Annotated in this window: 14 protein-coding genes; 9 read left to right on the forward strand and 5 right to left on the reverse strand. The window is 71.4% G+C overall.

What is annotated here, in order from left to right; translation table 11 throughout:
- Positions 1 to 216 precede the first annotated feature (216 nt).
- The 3 genes from LBW94_RS33400 to LBW94_RS33410 all read left to right on the forward strand — a co-directional run bounded on the left by LBW94_RS33400 (position 217) and on the right by LBW94_RS33410 (position 4,286).
- Positions 217 to 1,332 carry a hypothetical protein gene (locus tag LBW94_RS33400; RefSeq protein WP_225059503.1) on the forward strand — a complete coding sequence of 372 codons (1,116 nt, stop codon included), beginning with the start codon at positions 217 to 219 and terminating at the stop codon, positions 1,330 to 1,332.
- A 224-nt stretch (positions 1,333 to 1,556) separates the two neighbouring features.
- Entirely contained in the window at positions 1,557 to 3,017 is a 1,461-nt protein-coding gene (locus LBW94_RS33405) for a hypothetical protein (RefSeq protein ID WP_225059502.1), read from the forward strand.
- Positions 3,018 to 3,110: 93 nt separating this feature from the next.
- Positions 3,111 to 4,286, forward strand: a complete 1,176-nt coding sequence (locus LBW94_RS33410; RefSeq protein WP_225059501.1) for a PLP-dependent aminotransferase family protein — start codon at positions 3,111 to 3,113, stop codon at positions 4,284 to 4,286.
- 262 nt (positions 4,287 to 4,548) lie between these two features.
- Here LBW94_RS33410 and glpK read toward each other — a convergent pair whose 3' ends face one another.
- Complete coding sequence (glpK, locus tag LBW94_RS33415) at positions 4,549 to 6,060, reverse strand: glycerol kinase GlpK (protein ID WP_225059500.1); 1,512 nt, start codon at positions 6,058 to 6,060, stop codon at positions 4,549 to 4,551.
- 266 nt (positions 6,061 to 6,326) lie between these two features.
- Here glpK and LBW94_RS33420 point away from each other — a divergent pair, with 266 nt between their 5' ends.
- Complete coding sequence (locus LBW94_RS33420; RefSeq protein ID WP_225059499.1) at positions 6,327 to 8,075, forward strand: glycerol-3-phosphate dehydrogenase/oxidase; 1,749 nt, start codon at positions 6,327 to 6,329, stop codon at positions 8,073 to 8,075.
- A 56-nt stretch (positions 8,076 to 8,131) separates the two neighbouring features.
- Complete coding sequence (locus tag LBW94_RS33425) at positions 8,132 to 8,569, forward strand: SRPBCC family protein (RefSeq protein ID WP_225059498.1); 438 nt, start codon at positions 8,132 to 8,134, stop codon at positions 8,567 to 8,569.
- Positions 8,570 to 8,763: 194 nt separating this feature from the next.
- Here LBW94_RS33425 and LBW94_RS33430 read toward each other — a convergent pair whose 3' ends face one another.
- A complete protein-coding gene (locus LBW94_RS33430) occupies positions 8,764 to 9,531 on the reverse strand; it encodes a DNA-formamidopyrimidine glycosylase family protein (protein WP_225059497.1) in 768 nt (255 codons plus the stop codon).
- Positions 9,532 to 9,834: 303 nt separating this feature from the next.
- The gene (locus LBW94_RS33435) at positions 9,835 to 11,424 is read right to left on the reverse strand and encodes an FAD-dependent monooxygenase (protein WP_225059496.1); all 1,590 of its coding nucleotides are present in this window, start codon (positions 11,422 to 11,424) and stop codon (positions 9,835 to 9,837) included.
- Between the two features lie 141 nt (positions 11,425 to 11,565).
- On the opposite strand from LBW94_RS33435, the gene LBW94_RS33440 reads away from it, so the two are divergent.
- Positions 11,566 to 12,186, forward strand: coding sequence for a TetR/AcrR family transcriptional regulator (locus tag LBW94_RS33440; protein ID WP_225059495.1), 621 nt, complete (start codon positions 11,566 to 11,568; stop codon positions 12,184 to 12,186).
- A gap of 99 nt (positions 12,187 to 12,285) precedes the next feature.
- Here the strand turns inward: LBW94_RS33440 and LBW94_RS33445 are convergent, their stop codons facing one another.
- Positions 12,286 to 17,262: a DEAD/DEAH box helicase gene (locus LBW94_RS33445; RefSeq protein ID WP_225059494.1), complete on the reverse strand. Its 4,977-nt coding sequence runs from the start codon at positions 17,260 to 17,262 to the stop codon at positions 12,286 to 12,288.
- Positions 17,263 to 17,375: 113 nt separating this feature from the next.
- Between LBW94_RS33445 and LBW94_RS33450 the strand changes: the two genes are divergently transcribed.
- Positions 17,376 to 17,927 (forward strand): histidine phosphatase family protein, encoded by a 552-nt coding sequence (locus tag LBW94_RS33450; RefSeq protein WP_225059493.1) that lies wholly within the window; start codon positions 17,376 to 17,378, stop codon positions 17,925 to 17,927.
- Positions 17,928 to 17,931: 4 nt separating this feature from the next.
- Here LBW94_RS33450 and LBW94_RS33455 read toward each other — a convergent pair whose 3' ends face one another.
- Positions 17,932 to 19,476, reverse strand: a complete 1,545-nt coding sequence (locus tag LBW94_RS33455) for an aldehyde dehydrogenase family protein (protein ID WP_225059492.1) — start codon at positions 19,474 to 19,476, stop codon at positions 17,932 to 17,934.
- A gap of 67 nt (positions 19,477 to 19,543) precedes the next feature.
- On the opposite strand from LBW94_RS33455, the gene LBW94_RS33460 reads away from it, so the two are divergent.
- Positions 19,544 to 19,996, forward strand: coding sequence for an Lrp/AsnC family transcriptional regulator (locus LBW94_RS33460; protein WP_019932986.1), 453 nt, complete (start codon positions 19,544 to 19,546; stop codon positions 19,994 to 19,996).
- 64 nt (positions 19,997 to 20,060) lie between these two features.
- Complete coding sequence (lat, locus tag LBW94_RS33465; protein WP_225059491.1) at positions 20,061 to 21,410, forward strand: L-lysine 6-transaminase; 1,350 nt, start codon at positions 20,061 to 20,063, stop codon at positions 21,408 to 21,410.
- The last annotated feature ends 237 nt before the right edge of the window (positions 21,411 to 21,647 follow it).

The raw sequence follows: 21,647 nt of genomic DNA on the forward strand, positions 1-21,647 counted from the left end.
CCGCAGTGATGCCAATGGGTGAACGTTGGCAGATTTCGTGGCGGGGGGATCAACCTCCTTCTCTCCACCGGAATTCGGCGACGATCGCCCGGGCCGCGACAGGGCGCGGCCGGTGTCCGATGAGGGACAACTGGAGAGCGGCCGGATCGTCGTCACGGCGTGGTAGGCCGGGCTCGGGAAAGGGACGAGCTAGTGAAACACCGTAAGCCGAGCCGGATGCAGCGCGCATTGACGACCACCTCGCTGCCGTTGGTCGCCGTGGCCGCCGCCGCGACCATTCTCGCGGCGCCGGCCGGTGCGGATCCGACGGATCAGTCGGCCGCGCCCACCACCCCCGCACAGCCGCAACCGAGTGACAATTCGCAACTGCCCCCGCAGGACACGCCGTCACCCCAGCCGAACACCCCGTCGCCGCAGCCGAATACGCCGCAGCAACAGCCGGGCACCGTCACCCCGCCGCCGCAGGGCAACACCACCCCGTCGCCCAGCCAGCCGGGCGTCAACACACCGCAGCCGGGGGTCACCACCCCGCAGCCCGGCGTGACCACCCCGCAGCCGGGCGTCACCAACCCGAACAGCCCGAACAATCCGGAGCAGGGCCTGGCCGGTCCGAGCCAGCCCGGCGTGACCACGCCGCGCGTGGCGCCGCTGCCGGTGCCCGGTCAGCAGCCGCCGGCCGGTCCGGTGCAACCGGCCGTGGTGCCGGGACAGAACGGCCCCAATGCCGTTCAGCCCGACCAGATCACCCCGCCGCCGGGCCAGGGCGGCACCGTGCGCCCGGCCCAGCCGGGTCAGGGCGGCAGCGACAGCCTCGCCGGCAACGGCGGCCCGGCCGTCACGGCGCCGCCGCAGACCCAGTGGGCCTCGCCGAGCCTGCAGGGCGCCCCTGCCGCCCCGGTCGTCCCGATCACCGGCCCGCACACCGAGGTCGCGGCCAACGTCGACGGCGGCACCGTGCTGCCCGGCTACGTGGCCAACACCCACCACTTCAGCAACCTGGACGGCTACGTCGGCACGGTCGGCTACAGCACGCCCAACGGTTCCGGTGACGCGGGCATCTCGGTCGAGTTCGTCGAGGCGAACAAGATCAAGGTGACGACCTACACCCACAACAGCGGCGTCGACGATGTCAAGAACGAGACCTACATCGACACCACCCAGCCCAATATGGCCAAGGCGGCGGTGGAGAACTGGATCCGCAGCCAGCCCGGCGGCATCGCCGCCCTGGATGCGGCCGCCCAGGTTGGTAGACTCCCCGCCGGCGAGCTGGCCCCACTGACCGCGGACGTCGGTGGCGTCACCGCCCAGGTGGGCGGTGACGTCCAGTACTGACGCCGGACGAGAATCCGGCATAGGCTGAATCAACGGGTGGGGCGGTCGTTCTCGACCGCCCCACGCTGGTGTCATGGTGGAAGTGACGGGTGATGGTCTCCGCAGACGACGCGAAGAACGACGACTCCGAGGGGTCGGGTCCGCCTGCGCGGAACCACGGCGATGCGGGATTCGGGCCGCCGGTATCCGAATCCGGGCCTGCGGCAGGCGGTTTCGGTCCGCCGATGGATGCGTTCGGGCCGCCGACCGGTGAACTGCCGCGGTGGTCTCCGGTCGACACCCCGAATATCGGCTGGCAACCGGCTGATTCGCCGGCGCCGCCGTCGGCTCCGATGTACCGCCCGGCCCCGGAATCGCCCGCGCCGCCGTATCGTCCGGCGCCGGATCCGTCCGCGGCTCCGCCGACCCGGCAGTTCGGCCCGGGCGCCGATCCGTCCGGGACGGAGGCCACGCAGCGGTTCGGCCCGGGCCCCGATCCGTCGACGCGGCAGGTCCGGCCCGGTCCCGATCCGTCGACCCGCCAGGTCCGGCCGGGCACCGACCCCTCGGCCCGGCAGGTGCGGCCGGGCACCGACCCCTCGGCCCGGCAGGTGCGGCCGGGCACCGATCCGTCGACGCGGCAGGTGCGGCCCGGTCCCGACCCGTCGGTGGGTGTGACCCGGCAGTTCGGTCCCGGCGCGGACGGGACGGAGGCCACCCAGCGCTTCGGTGCGGGCCCGGACGCGCCCGCCGCGTCGACCCGTCAGGTCCGGCCGGATCCGGCCAGTCGCGAGACCCAGCCCGGTCCCGATCCGTCGGCGGCGGCGACCCGCCAGGTGCGGCCAGCCGCCGACCCGGCCGCGGCCGCGCGACCGGCCGGTTCGGCGGCGCCGGAAGCCACGCGGGAGTTCCGGCAGGCGCCGGAGGCGGAATCGGCGCGGCCTGCGGCCGGGCGGGCGGCCGCGGAGGGATCGGCGGCCGCGCGCTCGACATCGGGCGCCGAGGAATCCGGCGGGGCGGCCGCCGAGGATCAGCAGTGGTGGCGGCAGGCGGCGGGGTATCCGGCCGGATCGTCGGCCGCGTCCCGGGCCGGCGGTGGGTCGCTGTGGGACGACGACACGCTCGCGAAGGCGCTGGCCCCGGCCTCGCTGGCCGTCGCCACCCGCAAACCGAAGCGCCGCACGCCGTGGCGCGCCATCGGGATCGCGGCCGCGGCGATCGTGGTGATCGTCGGCCTGGTCGCCGTCATTCTGGGGCTGACCCGCGATCACGGGCACGACGACCACGCGGTCGGCCCGGTGACCACCTCGGCGCCGACCTCGGCCGCGCTGAGCTGCCCGTCCCGGGTGGAGGGCGCCGTCACCATCGGCAACGGCGCCGGTAGCACCGATACCGGGACCGCGGCCATCCTGGGTTTCCAGCACGGGTTCTATTCCGACCGCAGCGGGGCCGTCGCGCACTCGTTCGTGGCGGCGGACGCGGCCAACGTGTCGACCCCGGACATCATCCAGAAAGCCATCGACGACCAGATTCCCCACGGCACCACCTACTGCCTGCGGGTGGAACAACTGCCCGGTGGTGGCGACAAGTACAACGTCGACCTCACCGAACACCGTCCGGACGGCACCACGACGGTATACCGCCAGCTGGTGACCACCGTCCTGCGTGACAGCAAGAACCTGATCTACTCCATCAACGAGCGTTGAGAGATATCACTCATCTCATAGGGTGAGAATTTGGTTTCACCCTATGAGTGGTGCGTGCGACAGTGGAGCATCCCACTCGTCCGGAGGTGTTCCATGTCGTCCGCGTACCCACCACTGGCCGGCCGCCTCGACGGCCTGCGCAGTTCAGCGATCCGTGACCTGCTGAAACTCACCTCCCGCGGCGACATCATCAGCCTGGCCGGCGGCCTGCCGGATCCGCGCCTGATGCCGCTGGACCGGATCGCGGCCGCCACGCAGGCGGCGCTGACCGACCGATCCCGGTTGCAGTACACCGAGTCGGCGGGCTGGGGCCCGTTGCGCGAGGTGCTGGCCGCGCGCGAGTCGGCACGGCTGGGCCGGCCGGTGCCGGTCGAGGAGGTCTTCGTCACGCACGGCTCGCAGCAGGCGCTGTCGCTGCTGGCCGAGGTGCTGCTCGATCCGGGTGCGCTGGTCGTGGTCGAGGATCCGGCGTATGTCGGTGCGCTGCAAGTGTTCCGGGCCGCCGGAGCGCGCATCGTGGCGGTGCCGCTGGACGCCGGGGGCATGCGGGTGGACGTGCTGGCCGAATTGCTCGGCCGCGGTGAGCGTCCGGCGCTGGTCCACACCGTGAGCAATTTCCACAATCCACGCGGTGTCACCATGAGCGCGCAGCGCCGCGCCGAACTGGCGGAACTCGCTGCGCGCCACGGCTTCTGGGTGATCGAGGACGACCCCTACGGTGAGCTGTGGTTCGATCGGCCGGTGCCGGAACCGGTTGCGGTCCACTCGCGCAACGTGATCCGGCTGTCCAGTGCATCCAAGATCCTGGCGCCGTCGCTGCGCGCGGGCTGGATGGTGGCGCCGGAGCCGGTGTGCCGGGGCGTCGAACTGCTCAAGCAGGGCGCCGATCTGTGCGGTTCGGCGCTGACCCAGCAGATCACCGCCGACCTGCTCGCCGATACGGAATGGCTTGCCGCCCATGTGGACACCGTCCGCAGCCGTTACGGTGAGCGGGCCAAGGCGCTGGTGGCCGAACTCCGCGCCCGCTTCGGCGACCGGATCGTCAGCACCGACGCGGCCGGTGGCATGTTCGTCTGGGCCGAGTTCACCGACGGCACCGACACCGCCGCCCTGCTGCCCCGCGCCGTGGAGCACGGCGTCGCCTTCGTCCCCGGCGCCGCCTTCGCGGTGTCCACCGACTACGGCCACAGCATGCGGCTGTGCTTCACCACCGACGAACCCGACACCCTCGCCGAAGCGGTCGACCGGCTGTACCGCGCCGTCGGCTGAGCCCGGTCGGCATCTCGGATACCGGCCTCGGCGGCCGAGCCGGGCGCCCGCCTGCGCATCGGCCGCGGGCAGACCGGCGGCCGCGGCCAACTCGGTGCGCGCCGGTTCGTCGCGGACCGCCGCACGCGGTGCTGGCGGCCGCACCGCACATTTCTGTTTCGCCGCCGACACCCGACTCCGAGGTGCTGCGGCATTGCCCGGTTCGGTGCTCGCGTCCGGTCCCGCCGATTCCGCGGGTCCTCCGAGTTCGCTCGCCGTCCGGCTACGACTCGTCCGCGTCCACCCAGTCGTAGGTGCGTTCGACCGCCTTGTTCCACTCGGCGTACAGGCGTTCGCGTTCGGCGGCGGGCATGGATGGGTGCCAGGTCTTGTCCTCGGCCCAGTTGGCCCGCAGTTCGTCGGTGCTCGCCCAGTAGCCGACGGCCAGCCCGGCGGCATAGGCGGCGCCGAGCGCGGTGGTCTCCGTGATCACCGGCCGCACCACCGGCACGTCGAGGATGTCGGCCTGGAACTGCATCAGCAGATCGTTGCCGACCATGCCGCCGTCCACCTTGAGGGTGGTCAGCTCCAGATCCAGCCGCTGGGTCTCCGCATCCGCCCGCATCGCCTCGATCACCTCGCGGGTCTGGAACGCGGTGGCCTCCAGCACCGCTCGCGCGAGGTGCCCCTTGGTCACGAACCGGGTGAGCCCGGCGATCACGCCGCGCGCGTCCCGGCGCCAGCGCGGCGCGAACAGGCCGGAGAAGGCGGGCACGAAATAGGCGCCGCCGTTGTCGTCGACCGTGCGGGCCAGCGGCTCGATCTCGTCGGCCGAGCCGATCACGCCGAGATTGTCGCGCAACCACTGCACCAGCGATCCCGTGACCGCGATCGATCCCTCCAGCGCGTACACCGGTTCCTGCTCGCCGAGCCGGTAGCACACCGTGGTGAGCAGTCCGTGCCCGCTGGTCACCGGGGTCACGCCGGTGTTCAGCAGCATGAAATTGCCGGTGCCGTAGGTGTTCTTGGCCTCGCCGGGAACCAGGCAGGCCTGACCGAAGGTGGCGGCCTGCTGATCGCCGAGGATGCCGGCGACCGGTACCCCGGCCAGCGGCCCGGCGCTGATCTCCGCGTAGACCTCCGACGAGCTGCGGATCTGCGGCAACATCGGCTCCGGCACCCCGAATTCGGCACAGATCCCCGAATCCCATTGCAGGGTGCGCAGATTCATCAGCATGGTGCGGGAGGCGTTGGTCACGTCGGTGTAGTGCCGTCCGGTGAGGTTCCACAGGATCCAGCTGTCGACGGTGCCGAAGCACAGCTCGCCGTCCTCGGCCCGCTGTCGCACGCCCGCGACGTTGTCGAGGATCCAGCGCAGTTTGGGCCCGGCGAAATAAGTGCTCAAGGGCAGTCCGGTGCGCTGCGCGTAGCGATCGGGACCGGCCGTGCCCGCGAGTTCGTCGCAGAGCGCGGCGGTGCGGGTGTCCTGCCAGACGATCGCGTTGTAGACCGGCTTCCCGGTCGCCCGGTCCCAGACCACGGTGGTCTCGCGCTGATTGGTGATGCCGACCGCGGCGACGTCGGCCGCGGTCAGCCCGGCCTCGGACAGGGCCGCGCCGAGGACGTGTTCGGTATTGCGCCAGAGCGTTTCCGGATCGTGCTCGACCCGGCCGCGCTGCGGGAACAACTGGTCGTGTTCGCGCTGGGCCGCGCCGACGATGCGCCCCGATCGGTCGAAGAGAATGCATCGGGTCGAAGTCGTGCCCTGGTCCAGGGCGGCCACGCAGCGCTGCATCCGTGCAGGCTACTAAATCCGGGTGCGCCACCGCAGGATTGCGCGGGCGGTGTGCTTCCGGCCACAGGGCACGCCGCCGCGGTCCGCGGTACCGTGCACTGACGGTGTCCGCCGGTCGGATCGGTTGCTCGTTGGTAACGGGATGAGGTCCGGGGTACCGCCGTCGTACCGCCCGGGCCACGGTCCCCTAGCCTGTACGCGAGGTCTGTACGCGGAAGCGGGAGCTGTCCCGGCAACGACAGGGTTGCGGTGAAGGAGCCGACCACATGACCAACGAACGGCGACCGAACGAACGCCTCGGCGAACTCGGCCCGGTGCAGCGGGCCGCGGCGTGGGACAGGTTGGGCAAGAACCACTTCGACGTGATCGTGATCGGTGCGGGGGTGGTCGGGGCAGGGATCGCCCTGGACGCGGCGACGCGCGGTCTCGAGGTCGCGCTGGTGGAGGCGCGGGATCTGGCCTCGGGCACGTCCAGCCGGTCCTCGAAGATGTTCCACGGCGGCCTGCGTTACCTGGAGCAGCTGGAATTCGGGCTGGTGCGGGAGGCGCTGCACGAGCGCGAGCTGAGCCTGACCACCCTGGCGCCGCATCTGGTGAAACCGCTGCGATTCCTCTACCCGCTGACCCATCGCGGCTGGGAACGGCCCTACGTGGCCGCCGGCCTGGTGCTGTACGACACCATGGGTGGTGCGAAATCCGTTGCCGGACAGCACCACCTGACCCGCTCCGGTGCGCTGCGGCTGGCCCCGGGGCTGCGCCGCGACGCGCTGATCGGCGGCGTCACCTACTACGACACGGTCGTCGACGACGCCCGGCACACCATGAACGTGGCCCGCACCGCCGCGCAGTACGGCGCGGTGATCCGCACCTCCACCCAGGTCGTCGGCTTCCTGCGCGAGGCCGACCGGGTGATCGGCGTGAAGGTGCGCGACAGCGAGGACGGCCGCACCACCGAGGTGCGCGGTCACGTCGTGATCAACGCCACCGGCGTGTGGACCGACGAGATCCACGCGCTGTCGCAGCAGCGCGGCCGCTTCCATGTGCGCGCCTCCAAAGGCGTGCACATCGTGGTGCCGCGCGACCGCATCGCCAGCGACACCGCCCTGATCCTGCGCACCCCCACGTCGGTGCTGTTCGTGATCCCGTGGGGTAGCAGCCACTGGATCGTCGGCACCACCGACACCGACTGGAACCTCGACCTGGCCCATCCGGCCGCCACCAAGGCCGATATCGACTACCTGCTGGACCGGGTCAACGAGGTGCTGGTGACCCCGCTGACCCACGCCGACATCCACGGCGTCTACGCCGGGCTGCGGCCGCTGCTGGCCGGGGAGAACGACGAGACCTCGAAGCTGTCGCGGGAGCACGCGGTCGCCCGCATCGCCCCCGGCCTGGTGGCCATCGCCGGCGGCAAGTACACCACCTACCGGGTGATGGCCTACGACGCGGTCGACGCTGCAGCACAGGACATTCCGCAACGGGTACCGCCCACCATCACCGAGAAGGTGCCGCTGCTGGGCGCCGACGGCTACTTCGCCCTGCTCAACCAGACCCCGCATCTGGCCGAGGCGTACGGCATCCACCCCTACCGGATCGAGCACCTGCTCAACCGGTACGGCGCGCTGATCACCCACGTGCTCGACCTGGCCGCGGGCAAACCCGAACTGCTGCAACCGATCACGGACGCACCCAGCTACCTGCGCGCCGAGGCGGTGTACGCCGCGGCGGCCGAGGGCGCCCTGCACCTGGACGACATCCTGGCCCGCCGCACCCGGATCTCCATCGAGTACTCGCACCGCGGCGTGGCCTGTGCCGAGGAGGTCGCCCGCCTGGTGGCGCCCGTGCTGGGCTGGGAGGAATCGGAGATCCAGCGCGAGATCGTCACCTACGCCGCCCGGGTCGACGCCGAGATCCGATCCCAGACCCAGCCCGACGACATCTCGGCCGACGCACTGCGGGTAGCCGCCCCCGAACCCCGCCCGGAGATCCTGGAACCGGTGCAACTGGAAGGCTGAGGTCGCTGTAAGCCCGAGATCGCCGCAAGGCCAGGCCCCGCGGCTAGGGTGAGGCCATGACGATCGCCCCCACGCTGCACCTCGATGTGGCCATCGACCGTCCGTTCGCCGAGGTCGCGGCCTACCTGGCCGACCCGTCGAACTTCCCGGCCTGGGCCACCGGCCTGTCCTCCGGCCTCGAGCCCGCCTCGGCCGACAGCGGGGCCGAGCCCGGCGAGTGGCTGGCCGCCGCGCCGGAGGGCCGCGCCTTCGTACGATTCAGTCCCGCCAACGATTTCGGCATCGCCGACCACCGCGTCCGCTTCCCGGACGGCATCGTCGTCGACATCCCGCTGCGCGCCCTCCCGAACGGCACGGGCACCACCGTGGTCCTCACCCTGTTCCGGCAGCCGGACATGGACGACGAACGATTCGCCGCCGACGCCGAGTGGGTGCGCCGCGACCTGTCGGCCCTGCGGACGCTGCTGGCGACTGAGCAGGTGCCCGCTGCTTGAAACTCACCCACCCCTGACGGATATCCGGACGACTGCCGCAACCAGGGCTTCCTCTCGGACCACGGCGAACTGTGCGTCTCGATCTTCCGGCACGACGGCCATACCCACGTCGCCTTCGAAAGCTACGCCCACCACAACCACCAGCGGCTCGGCCGGGATGCGGTCCGGCCGCGCCGCGTGGTGCATGCCGACGACTAACTGCCGCCGAGAGGCTGGCAGCGCGGGCAGAAGTAGATGCCGCGCTCGGCCCGCTCGACATGGTCGTCGGCCAGCAGGTGCACGACCATGCCCGCGCCGCAGCGGCGGCACGGTTGCCGCCGGCGGCCGTAAGCCAGTGCCCGCCACGGCGGTTCGTGTGCCGCCTTCGTGAGCACCCGATGCGCCTCGTCGACCAGGCCGGGCAGATCCGGCACCTCGCCGACCGGGGTGGCCGGATGTACGCGCCGCAGGTAGCAGATCTCGCTGCGATAGATGTTGCCGATGCCCGCCAGGTTGCGCTGCTCCAGCAATGCGAGTCCGATCGGCCGCTCCGGCTGTGCGCTCAACCGCCGAACCGCTTCCGCCGCATCCCAATTCGGCCCCAGCAGATCCGGCCCGAGATGATCGGTGGCGGTGTGCTCGTCCGCCGGCGGCAGCACCTCCACCAGCCCGAGCGAGAACCCCACCGCCTCCGCACCCGGCACGCCGAGCACCAGCCGGGCGGTGAACGCCGGCTTGGTCCAGCGTTGCCCGCCCGAATACACCCGCCACACCCCTTCCATCTTCAGATGGGTGTGGATGCTGGCCCGCGCGGTCCGGACGAACAGATGTTTCCCGTAGCTGCCGACACTCTCGACCACCTCGCCACGCAGGTCCAGCGTGGCGTAGCGCGGCACCCGGAAGTCGGTGCGGACCAGCTCCCGTCCGGCCAGCGCCGCCCGCAACCGCGCCGCCGCCAGGTAGACGGTGTCACCCTCGGGCATACGCCGACGGTAGCACCGGCCCCCGACACCACCGGGTTGCGCATCGGAGCCCGGCATCGCTGGGGCGCGCGCCGAAGCGTGGTCTCTTGTGGTCGCCGACGCCGGCCGCCGGGGATGCTCCGGTGGTGGTTCGGCCTGGTGCGCCGGTGCGGACGGGCGGATGCCGCCGCGTTCGGACCTGCGAGGTGGGAGCGATTCGGGAGACCGGTCGGCCGGATCGGAGCCGGTGAAGGTGGACGGCGGCACGCCTGCGCTGCGGGTGCGTAGTGATCGGGCCCGCCGGCCGGGGTCGCGGCGACGCTCTCAGCCGGCGGGGTGGGTGGCGGCCGCGGATACCCGGGTCAGGGCCGCTGTCAGGGCGCCGGTGGGATCGCTGGGTGCGGTCGTCGTGCGCCAGGCGATGTAGCCGTCCGGGCGGATCAGGGTGGCGCCGCCGTCCCCGGTGTTGTAGTAGCGCCGGAAGTCTTGCAGGTCAACCGGTTTCGTGTCGGCACCGATGTGCCGGAAGGTCAATTGCACACCGAGTCCGGCGGCCGCGTGGGTGGCGGCGCCGGCCCAGCGCGGGTCCTCGGCCAGCAGCACCCAGCCGTGCTGGAACAGATCCAGCAGGGAGAGTTCGCCGTCGGCGGTGTGCACTCGGACGTGGGGTGCGCGGGTGCCGGGTTGGCCGGCCCACTGTTCGGGGCGCTGGGCGGCGGGGAGGTCCGGGCCCGCGTCCAGGACCGCGGCGGAGCGGTAGAGCTGGCCGAGTTCCATGGCGTCGTCGTCGATGATCGCCGCGCGTGGCGCGTCGGTGGTGAGGTGGGCCTTGTAGTCGGCGCGGGCGAAGATCTGCTCGTGGCGCAGCAGCGCGATGGGGCGGCGTTCCGGCTCGTAGGTGTCGAGCAGGGCCGGGGTCGAGCGCCCGGCCAGCACCTCGGCCAGTTTCCAGGCCAGGTTGTGCGCGTCCTCGATACCGGTGTTGGCGCCGTAGCCGCCGCGGTTGGGCGGCAACTGGTGTGCGGCGTCGCCGGCCAGGAAGATCCGGCCGTCCCGGAAGCGGTCCGCGATGCGTGCGGCCAGTTCCCAGCGGCCGGTGGTGAGCAGCTCGATGTCGAGGTCCGTGCGGCCGATCGCCTTGTCGATCAGGGTGCGCCAGGTGGCCTCGTCGCGATCGTGGTCGCCGGGCACCATCAGCACCCAGCGGCCGTCGGAGTAGGTGGTCAGGAAGCCCTGGAGATCCGGGCCGTCGATCTCGAACTGCACGATGCCGTCGGCGAGGTACTGCTCCAGATCGGCGCGGAACAGCACGCTGCGCTGCACCGACAGCAGCCCCTGCCCGCTGCGGCCGATGCCCAGCGCCTCGCGGATCGGGCTGCGGGCGCCGTCGGCGGCGACGGCGTACCGCGCGCGGATCCGGTATTCGTGCCCGTCGGTGCGGCGGACGGTCGCGGTCACGCCGTCGGCGTCCGGTACCAGGTCCAGCACGGTGGCGCCCTCGCGCAGGTCCGCGCCGAGCCGCACCGCGTGCGCGCGGAGCACCGGCTCCAGCCGATCCTGCGCGACCGCGATCGCCCTGGCCGGGGAGTATTCGAGTTCCGGCCGGTCCGTGGGCGGCGACCAGGGATATTCGGTGATCCGCCGCCCGGTCAGGCTCTCGACCCGGGCGCGGCGCGGGGGCTTGCTCTCACCCGGGAGCGCCGGGATGTCCGCGTCCAGGCCCACCGCCCGGAACAGCTCCAGGGTGCGGGTGGTGTAGCCGAGCGCCCGCGGATGCGTGGCACTGCCGACATGCTTCTCCACCACCACGACCGGCACACCGTGCCAGGCCAGGAACACCGCGGCGGACAGCCCCACCAGGCTGCCGCCGACGATCAGTACCGAGGTCGTCTCGAGGTCGTTCGTCGAGGTCATCGCGATCACGTCCGTTCCGTCGAAGCCGTGTTGCACGGCTGGGCGCCGTAGTGCGCCCGCTTCGAGAAAACCATGACTCGGTAAAAAAGACAACTCAGTAAAGAAATTTTCTTGGTTAAGAAATATGCTATGCTGCGGCCCATGACCACCCCGACCATGGGCCGCCGGGAGCGCAAGAACGCCCAGACCCGCCGGGCGCTGTCCGAGGCCGCCGTGCGGCTGTTCCTGGAGAAGGGCTACGACCAGGTCAGCGTGAAGGAGATCGCCGACGCCGTGGATGTCTCGGTGCCGACGGTGTTCAAGCACGTCCCCGACGGTAAGGAGGCGCTGATGTTCGACGACGGCGTCGAGCGCCGCGAGAGCCTGCTCGCCGCCGTGCGCGACCGCCCACCGGGCCGATCGGTGATGGGCGCACTCCGTGAATTCATGTCCGGCCGTGGACCTTTCATCGCCGACCCACCCCCGGAACTCCGGGCGCGCACCGCCTTGATCATGAACACCCCCGCGCTGCGCGACTATTCGCGCAAGCTCTGGATCCGCTGCGAGGCCGACCTCGCCGCGGCGATCGCCACCGAACTCGGCCGCCCGGCCGACGATGTCACCGCCCGCGCGGCCGCCCGCTACGTGCTGGAGATCCCCGAATTCGCCGGCGCCCAGCCCGACCCCCGCCCCGCCCTCACCGCCGTCTTCGACCTGCTCGAACACGGACTTCCCCCGAGTCATGCTGCGGCAGAGGGTGGTTCGCCTCGTTCAGCGCAGTAGTGGCTGCTGTGGCGACTTCCCGCTCCCGCTCGCCGGTGGCTGCTGCATCGACGGGTTCGCCGGCCGGCGCGGCACGAGAATGCGCACGTTGTGGGCTCGTCACGGCCGGCCGCGCAGACGCAGGCCGCGTGGGGTGGCGGCGAAACCGGCGGCGGTGAGCAGCGGGGCGAACGAGCTGCCGTGGACGGATTCGCCGTCGATGCGGTCGATGACCAGCGAGTCGACGCGGCGGTCGTGGACCAGGGCGGCGACGGCGGTGGCGGCGTCGGTGCGGGCCTGCTCGTCCTCGGTGAAGGTGAGCAGGGTTTTGCCGCCGCGTTCCAGGTAGAGGGTCAGTTCGCCGCCGACCAGGACGACGATCGCCCCGGCCTTGCGGCCGGGGCGGTGGCCCGCGGATTCGGAGGCGCCCTTCGGCCAGGGCAGGGCGGCGCCGTACGGGTTGGCCGGATCGCAGGCGGCCAGGGCGAGGACCGGCGCCGGGGCCTGCTCGGATCGTTCGGTGTCGAAAGAACGCAGCCGGTCGACCACGTCGGTGGTGGAGAACTGCGCGCCGCCCAGCGAATCCACGAAATAGCCGCGGCGGCATCGGCCGCGGTCCTCGAATTCCGTGAGTACCCGGTACATCAGGGCGAAGCCACCCGGGACGCCCTCGCTCTGCACCGGGCCGCGGGTGAGCACGCCGTAGCGTTCGAGCAACAGATCGGCGGTGGCGTGCGCGCGAATCGTGTTGTCCGCCAATCGTTCCGGGAGCAGAGACCAGCGGCCCGACGCTGTCGGGGGACCGGTGCGGGTCGGCATGGTGGCGCGGGGCAGATAGGCCCGGCCGCGTGGGGCGCGCCGGGGTGCGCGGTGGGCGGTGGTACTGCGGGTGGTGCCGGACAGCAGGGCCCGGACCGGCGCGAAGGTGTCGCCGGATACGTATCCGGCCCAGACCAGCTCCCACAGCGCGGCCGCCACCGCGGTGTCGTCGAGTACTCCGGTCGCATCGGACAACTGCCGGAAGAAGTAGGCTCCCGCCGACATCGGCACGACCTGCCGCCCGCCGCCTGTCGCCACGGTCCGGTCCGGGTCCGGATTCGCATCCGGCGGGTGCATCGGACCTTCCGGGACGACGGTGGCGCCCAGCGCCAGCAGCAGGGCGAGGTGGAGTTCGGTGAAGTCGAGGTCGTCCGGCGGCGGCAGGGTGAACCCGGCCTGATCGGCCGGGTGCAGGGCGACCCAGCCGTCCTTGGCGGTGATCGACCCGTGCCCGGACCAGATCACCTCGCCGGTGGCGGTCAGCTCGTCGAGCATGGCGGGCGAGTAGTCGCGCACCCTGGCCGGCAGGATCAGCGATTCCCAGGCCGAGGCCGGAATCGGCACGCCCGCGAGCTGTTCCACCACCGCCGCGACACCGTCGACGCCGCGCAGCTCACCGGTGCCGATGTGCTGCCACACCGGCAGGAACCGGGCCAGCGCCGCCGTCGGGACCGGCTCGACCTCCTTGCGGGCGGCGGCCAGCGAGCGTCGCCGCAGCCGCCGCAGCACCTGGGTGTCGCACCATTCGCCCCCGCTCGCCCCCGGCGTGAATTCTCCCTCCACCACCCGCTTCTCGGCCGCCAGCCGATGCAGCGCGGTGGCGGCGACCGCCGGGCCGAGCCCGAATCGCTGTGCCACCGCGACCGTCCCGAACGGGCCGTGCGTGCGGGCATACCGGCCGATCAGATCGCCGAGTGGGTCGGCGACCGGCTCGATGAACGCCGCCGGGGTGCCGATCGGCAACGGCACCCCGAGCGCGTCGCGCAGCCGGGCCGCGTCCTCCACCGCGGCCCACCAGCGCCGGCCCGCGAACGAAACCTCCAGTGCCCGGCGGGCTCTGGACAATTCGTCGAACCACGGGCCCGGATCGCCGGTGCAGCGTAGCGCCGCCTCGCCCGCGGTGAGCGGGCCCAGCAGCCGCAGCAGGTCGGCGAGCCCTTCGGCATCGCGGGCCTGCCGCTCGGGAGTGAGCCGCTGCAACTCGTTCTCGGTGAGCTCCAGCACCGCCGGATCGAGCAGTTCCCGCAGTTCCACCCGCCCGAGCAGTTCGGCGAGCAATCCGGAGTCCAGCGACAGCGCGGCGGCCCGGCGTTCGGCCAGCGGGCTGTCGCCCTCGTACATGAACTGCCCGATGTAGTCGAACAGCAGCGAATTGGCGAATGGGGAGGGCGCGGCCGTCTCCACGGCCACCAGCCGTAACTTGCGGCGCGCGATACCGACCAGCAACTCGCGCAAGGCCGGCAGGTCGTACACGTCCTGAAGGCACTCCCGCACCGTCTCCAGCAGCATCGGGAAGTCCGGGAACTTCCGTGCCACATCGAGCAACTGCGCCGCGCGTTGCCGCTGCTGCCACAGCGGCGCCCGCCGCCCGGGATCGCGGCGGGGCAGCAGCAACGCGCGCGCCGCGCATTCCCGGAACCGCGAGGCGAACAGCGCCGAGGCGCCGACCTGTTCGGTGACGACCTCATCGATCTCGTCGGGTTCGAAGACGAACAGCTCCGGCCCCGGCGGCTCGTCGGTGGTATCCGGCAGCCGCACCACGATCCCGTCGTCGGCGGCGGTCGGCGCGGCATCCACCCCGAACCGCTCCCGCAACCGCGCCCCGACCGCCAGCGCCCACGGCGCGTGCACCGGCAACCCGTACGGCGAATGCAGCACCAGCCGCCAATCGCCCAACTCGTCCCGGAACCGCTCCACCACCAGCGTCCGATCGGTCGGCAACTGCCCCGTCGCCGCCTGCTGTTCCCGCAACAGCGCCACCAGATTGGCGGTGGCGAACGCGTCCAGCCCTGCCGCGCGAACAACCCGCTCCAACGCGTCGAGCCCCGCAGCCCCGGCCTCCGCGGGAGTACCCGCGCGGGGGCGCTCTCGCTCCGGGGAACCATCATCGACCCCGGAGTCGCTGCCCTGCCTCGGAGCGGCGCTCGGCCCGGAACGGCTGCCCGTCGCCGGGCTGCGGCCCACTCCGGAACCTTTTCTCGTCGCCGAGGTCGGATTCGAACCCGGGCCGTTGCTCGTCGCGTGGTCATGGACCACACTCGAACCGTCGCCCGAGGTGGAAACGGTGACAGGGTTGTCGTCCGCCGCGGCGGTGCCGAACGTCGTAACAGTATGTGGCGCAGACTTTTTCGCGTCCGTGGTGATTCGGTCGACCAGGGCGTCGAGGTCGGTGGGGCGGGCCCGTTCCACCGCCTGGCCTGCCGTGCGCACGAATTCGCCGAGGGCGGCACCCAATTCGGCCGGGCGGCCGAGGGAATCGCCGTGCCAGAACGGGAGTCGGCCGGGCTGGCCGAAGGCGGGGGAGACCAGGACCCGGTCGTGGGTGATCTCCTCGATGCGCCAGCTGGTGGCGCCGAGGGCGAACACATCGCCGACCCGGGACTCGTACACCATCTCCTCGTCGAGTTCGCCGACACGGGAGGCGCGCTCGCCGACCATGAACACCGGGAACAGCCCGCGGTCGGGGATCGCGCCGCCGGAGGTGACGGCCAGGCGTTGCGCACCGGGGCGCCCGGTCAGGGTGCCCGCGTCGCGGTCCCACACCACGCGCGGCCGCAGTTCGGCGAACTCGTCGGAGGGATAGCGGCCGGACAGCAGGTCCAGCACTGATTCGTAGGCCGAGCGCGGCAGTGTCGCATAGCTGCCGGTGCCGCGTACGGTGTCGAACCAGGCGTCGACATCGATCGGTTCCAGCGCGCAGGCGGCCACGGTCTGCTGGGCCAGGATGTCCAGGGGGTGCGCGGGTACCCGGAGGCGTTCGATCTGCCCGGCCGTCATCCGCATCGACGCCACCGCGCAGTGCACGACGTCGGTGCGATGCTTCGGGAAGATCACGCCGCGGGAGATCTCGCCGACCTGGTGCCCGGCCCGCCCGACCCGTTGCAGGCCGCTGGCCACCGACGGCGGCGCCTCCACCTGCACCACGAGATCGACTGCGCCCATATCGATTCCGAGCTCCAGGCTGCTGGTCGCCACCACACAGCGCAACCGGCCGGTCTTGAGATCGTCCTCGATGATCGCCCGCTGCTCCTTGCTGACCGAGCCGTGATGGGCACGGGCCAGCAACGGGGCGGCGCCGTGCGACACCTCGGTCGGGGCGCCGAGCTGGGCCGGCGGCGCGTGGGTGCGGTCGACGGGGCCGGGGGCATCCGGCAGGACCGGCTCGCCCAGCCGATCGGCGTAGAACTCGTTCAGCCGGGCGGTCAGCCGTTCGGCCAGGCGGCGGGAATTGGCGAACACGATCGACGACCGGTGCGCGAGCACCAGTTCGACGATCGCCGAATCCACATGTGGCCAGATGGATCCCGGCTGGGTGGAATCGGCCTCGGTATCCGGTTCGGTCATGTCGGGCACCGGCACCCGCACCGACAGGTCGAAGGTCTTCGGCGCCGGGGGTGCGACGATCGTGAGCGGGGCCGGGCCCACCAGGAATCGCCCCACCTCCTCCGGCGGCCGCACGGTCGCCGACAGCCCGATCCGCTGGGCCGGCCGCTCGGTGAGCAGATCCAGCCGGGCCAGCGACAACGCCAGGTGCGCACCGCGTTTCGACCCCGCGATGGCGTGCACCTCGTCGACGATCACGGTGCGCACCGTGGCGAGGGTGCTGCGGGCCGCGGAGGTCAGCATGAGATACAGCGACTCCGGGGTGGTGATGAGAATGTCCGGCGGGGTGCGTTGCAGGGCGCGCCGCGCGGTTGCCGTCGTGTCGCCGGAGCGCACCCCCACCCGGATCTCCGGGGCCGGTACCCCGAGCCGCTTCGCCGTCTGGGTGACGCCGACCAGCGGAGCGCGCAGATTGCGCTCCACATCCACCGCCAGCGCCTTCAACGGGGAGATGTACAGCACCGAGGTGCCCGCCGGCCCCTCCGCCGCCGGGCGGACGGCCAGCCGGTCGATCGCCCACAGGAAGGCCGACAGCGTTTTCCCGGACCCGGTGGGTGCGATGACCAGGGTGTGCTCACCTGCGGCGATGGCCTGCCACGCCCCCAGCTGAGCGGCCGTCGGCGCGGGAAACGCGCCGTCGAACCACTCCTGGGTGGCGCGGGAGAACTGCTGCATGCCCCCAGTCTGCACCGGGGTACCGACAGAAATATCCCGGCCCGGACACGGTGTCGAGCGAAGCCTGGGCAATCGCCGGACGAGTCCCGGTGTCGGGTCGTACGCTTCCCTGCGTGGAGAAGGTGCTCCGAGTCGACTTGGTCAGTCACGGGATGACCGAGGCGATGCGCACAGCACGATTTCCGGTCGACGAGCCGCTGACCGAGTCCGGTCGCCGCGCCGTCGCCGCGTGCGGCCGTCTGCACGCGGCCCGGGTGCTCACCGCCCCGGAGCGCCGCACGGTCGAGACCGCGGCCCTGCTGGGCCTGCTCGGCGACTCCGACGACCGGCTGCGCGACCTGGACGCCGGCGCATGGCGCGGCGGTGAGCTGCTGTCGGTGCCCCGGGGCGAGCTCTACGCCTGGCTCACCAACCCGAAGTTCCGCGGGCACGGCGGCGAGGCGGTCGTCGACGTGATCGAACGAACCCGGGACTGGCTCACCGACATCGCCTCGGAGGGCCTGCCGACCATCGCCGTCACCCATCCCGCGGTGATCCGCGCGGCCCTGCTGGTGGGCCTGGATGCGCCGCCGAAATCGTTCTGGCGCATCGACATTCCCCCGATCTGTGTCACCCGGTTGCACTATCGGCACGACTGGACGCTGCACCTCCGGGCGACGACCTGAGCGGTCACCCGAACGTGATGCCCTGGGCCAGTGGCAGATCGGCGGAGTAGTTGATCGTGTTGGTGGCCCGGCGCATGTACGCCTTCCAGGAGTCGGATCCGGATTCGCGGCCGCCGCCGGTGTGCTTCTCACCGCCGAAGGCGCCGCCGATCTCGGCGCCGGAGGTGCCGATGTTCACGTTGGCGATACCGCAGTCGGAGCCGTCGGCGGCGAGGAAACGCTCCGCCTCGCGCTGGTCCCCGGTGAAGATCGACGACGAGAGCCCCTGCGGCACACCGTTGTGCACGGCGATCGCGGTGTCCAGGTCGGTATAGGTCAGCAGGTACAGGATCGGCGCGAAGGTCTCCTCGCGCACGATCGCCGTCTGCGCGGGCATCCGGACGATCGCCGGGCGCAGATAGTAGGACTGCTCGCCCGCCACCTCGACTCGCTCACCGCCGCAGAGCAGTTCGCCGCCGTCGCGCTGCGCCCGGTCGAGGGCGTGCTGCGCGGCGGCGTACGCCCGGCCGTCGATCAGCGGCCCCACCAGCGTGCGCGGATCGAACGGATCACCCACGGGCAGTTGTCGATACGCGGTCACCAGGCGGTCGGCGAGCCGGTCCGCCACGTCCCGGTGCACGATCAGCCGCCGCAGTGTGGTGCAGCGCTGCCCGGCGGTGCCGGCGGCGGCGAAAACCACTGCGCGGGTGGCCAACTCGAGATCGGCGGACGCGGTGACGACGGCGGCGTTGTTGCCGCCGAGCTCCAGCAGGCAGCGACCGAACCGGGCCGCCACCCGTGGCGCCACCGCCCGGCCCATCCGCACCGATCCGGTGGCGCTGACCAGGGCCACCCGCTCGTCGTCCACCAGCCGCTCGCCCACCTCGGCGGTGCCGAGCACCAGCTGATGGATCTGCGGATCGGCGCCGGCGGCGGCCGCGGCCCGGCGCAGCAGCGCGTGGCAGGCGATCGCGGTCAGCGAGGTCGTCTCGGACGGCTTCCAGACCACGGTGTCACCGCAGACCAGGGCGATCGCGGTGTTCCACGACCACACCGCGACCGGGAAGTTGAACGCCGAGATCACCCCGACCACGCCCAGCGGATGCCAGGTCTCCTGCAACCGGTGCCCGGGCCGCTCCGACGGCATGGTGTACCCGTACAACTGCCGGGACAGGCCCAGCGCGAACTCGCAGACGTCGATCATCTCCTGCACCTCGCCGCGGGCCTCGGCGCCGATCTTGCCCGCCTCCAGCGTCACCAGTTCGGCGAGATCGTCGAGATGGTCGGTGAGCAGCCGGCTCAGCTGCCGCACCACCGCCGCGCGCTGCGGTGCGGGCACCGTGCGCCAGGACCGAAAGGCATTGGCGGCCTTCTCGATTGCCGCATCGACCTGATCCGGGGAGTGGGCCGCCGGCGCGGCCAGCTCGCCGCCGGTGATCGGCGTGCGGGCCGACAGTGTTCCGGCGGTTGGCAATTCGGCGCCGATGGCGCGCAACGCCCGCTGCGCGCGAGCGCGCAGCGCGGCGGTGTCCGCCACTGTCGTGGCGGGCGAGGTGGTGGCGTGGGTCATGCCTGCTCCTGGGGGTCGCTGGAATATTTCCGGCCACGATCCGGGCCGTCTGAGCTAGCCTTCGCTGATGGCTGACGTGCCGGGGAAACCCGTTCTGGACGACATCGACCGACTATTGATCCGCGAACTGATGGCCGACGGCCGCGCGACCCTCTCCAACCTCGCGGAAAAGGCCACGTTGTCGGTCTCGGCGGTGCAGTCGCGGGTACGGCGGCTCGAGGCACGCGGTGTGATCCGAGGGTATACGGCGAAGGTCGATCCCGAGGCGCTCGGACAGCTCCTGTCGGCATACGTCGCCATCACTCCTCTCGACCCCTCTCAGCCCGACGACGCTCCGGCGTTGTTGCAACACATCCCCGGCATCGAGGAATGCCATTCGGTGGCCGGTGACGAGAGCTACATGCTGCTGGTGCGGGTGGCCTCGCCGCGGCATCTGGAACAGCTGCTGCAGGAGATCCGCGCCACCGCGAACGTCCGGACCCGGAGCACGATCATCCTGCAGACATTCTATGACAGATGATGCATATTCGTAATTTATACGAAAATCCGTAGCGATAGCGTAAAAATTTGCGTAGTCTGCGGGTGTGACCATCGAACTGGAACGACCCGGGGTGGTTACCGACGAGCAGTTGGTCACCCCCGATCGGGTTCACGAGATCCTGTCCGCGAACATCCTGGCCGACGGGTTCGATCTGGTGCTGGATCTGCGCGCCTCGCGCGGTCGGCGCCTGGTCGACGCCCGGGACGGCGGCGAGTATCTGGACATGTTCGGTTTCTTCGCGTCGTCCGCGCTGGGTATGAATCATCCGGCGCTGCTCGACGACGAGGAGTTCCGCGACGAACTGTCGGTCGCGGCGCTGAACAAGCCCAGCAACTCCGACATCTACACCGTCGAGATGGCCCGGTTCGTCGACACTTTCGCGCGCGTGCTCGGTGATCCCCGGCTGCCGCATCTGTTCTTCGTCGACGGCGGCGCGCTCGCGGTCGAGAACGCGCTCAAGGCGGCCTTCGACTGGAAGAGCCGGCACAACGAAATGCACGGCCGCCCAGCCGAACTCGGCACCAAGGTGCTGCACCTGACCGGCGCGTTCCACGGCCGCTCCGGGTACACCATGTCGCTCACCAACACCGATCCGGTGAAGACCGCCCGCTTCCCGAAGTTCGCCTGGCCGCGCATCGACACCCCGTTCGTGGGCGAGGGGGTCGACATCGAGGCCGCCGAACGGCACGCGCTGACCCAGGCGCGCGTCGCGTTCACCGAAAACCCGCACGACATAGCGTGTTTCATCGCCGAGCCGATCCAGGGCGAGGGCGGCGACCGGCATCTGCGCCCGCAGTTCCTGCTGGCCATGCAGGAGCTGTGCCGGGAGTTCGACGCCCTGTTCGTGCTCGACGAGGTGCAGACCGGCGTCGCGGCCACCGGCTCCACGTGGGCGTACCAGCAACTGGGGCTGGCGCCCGATCTGGTCGCCTTCGGCAAGAAGACCCAGGTGTGCGGCGTGATGGCGGGCGGGCGCGTCGACGAGGTGCCCGACAATGTGTTCGCCGTCAGTTCGCGGCTGAACTCCACCTGGGGCGGCAATCTGACCGATATGGTCCGGGCCCGCCGGATCCTCGAGGTGATCGAGCGCGAGGAGCTCGCCGACCGGGCCGCCCGGCTCGGTGAACACCTGCTGCATCGGCTGGTCGGGCTCGCGGCCTCGCACGCCATGGTCAGTGAACCGCGCGGGCGGGGGCTGCTCTGTGCGGTCACCCTGCCCTCGGCCACCCAGCGGGATGTGGTGCTGACCGATCTGTGGCAGCGCGAGCGGGTGCTGCTGGTGGGCACCGGTCCGCGCGGCATCCGGTTCCGCCCGCCGCTGACCGTCACCACGGACGAACTGGACGAGGCGGTCGACGCCCTCGATCGGGTATTGCACGCCCTGTCGCACTGACCGCCGTGCGCTGTCGTACCTACTCGCACCTGTCGCACCGAGCCGGACCGCCGAACCCGGGCCGTGCGCGGCCGCGCCGGGCGCCACGGCCCGGCCCGCGAAATTGAGATTTGTCCCAATTTCCGGGTCGGCCCGGCAGCCGGTCGCGGGGCCGTCGTTCCGCCGCAATACGCTGGCGATCATCGGGTTTCACCAGCCGTTTTCTACTGGCGGGTAGCCAATAGCGGTACTCGTGAG

The organism is Nocardia sp. alder85J, assembly GCF_020176955.2.
Taxonomy (GTDB): Bacteria; Actinomycetota; Actinomycetes; order Mycobacteriales; family Mycobacteriaceae; genus Nocardia.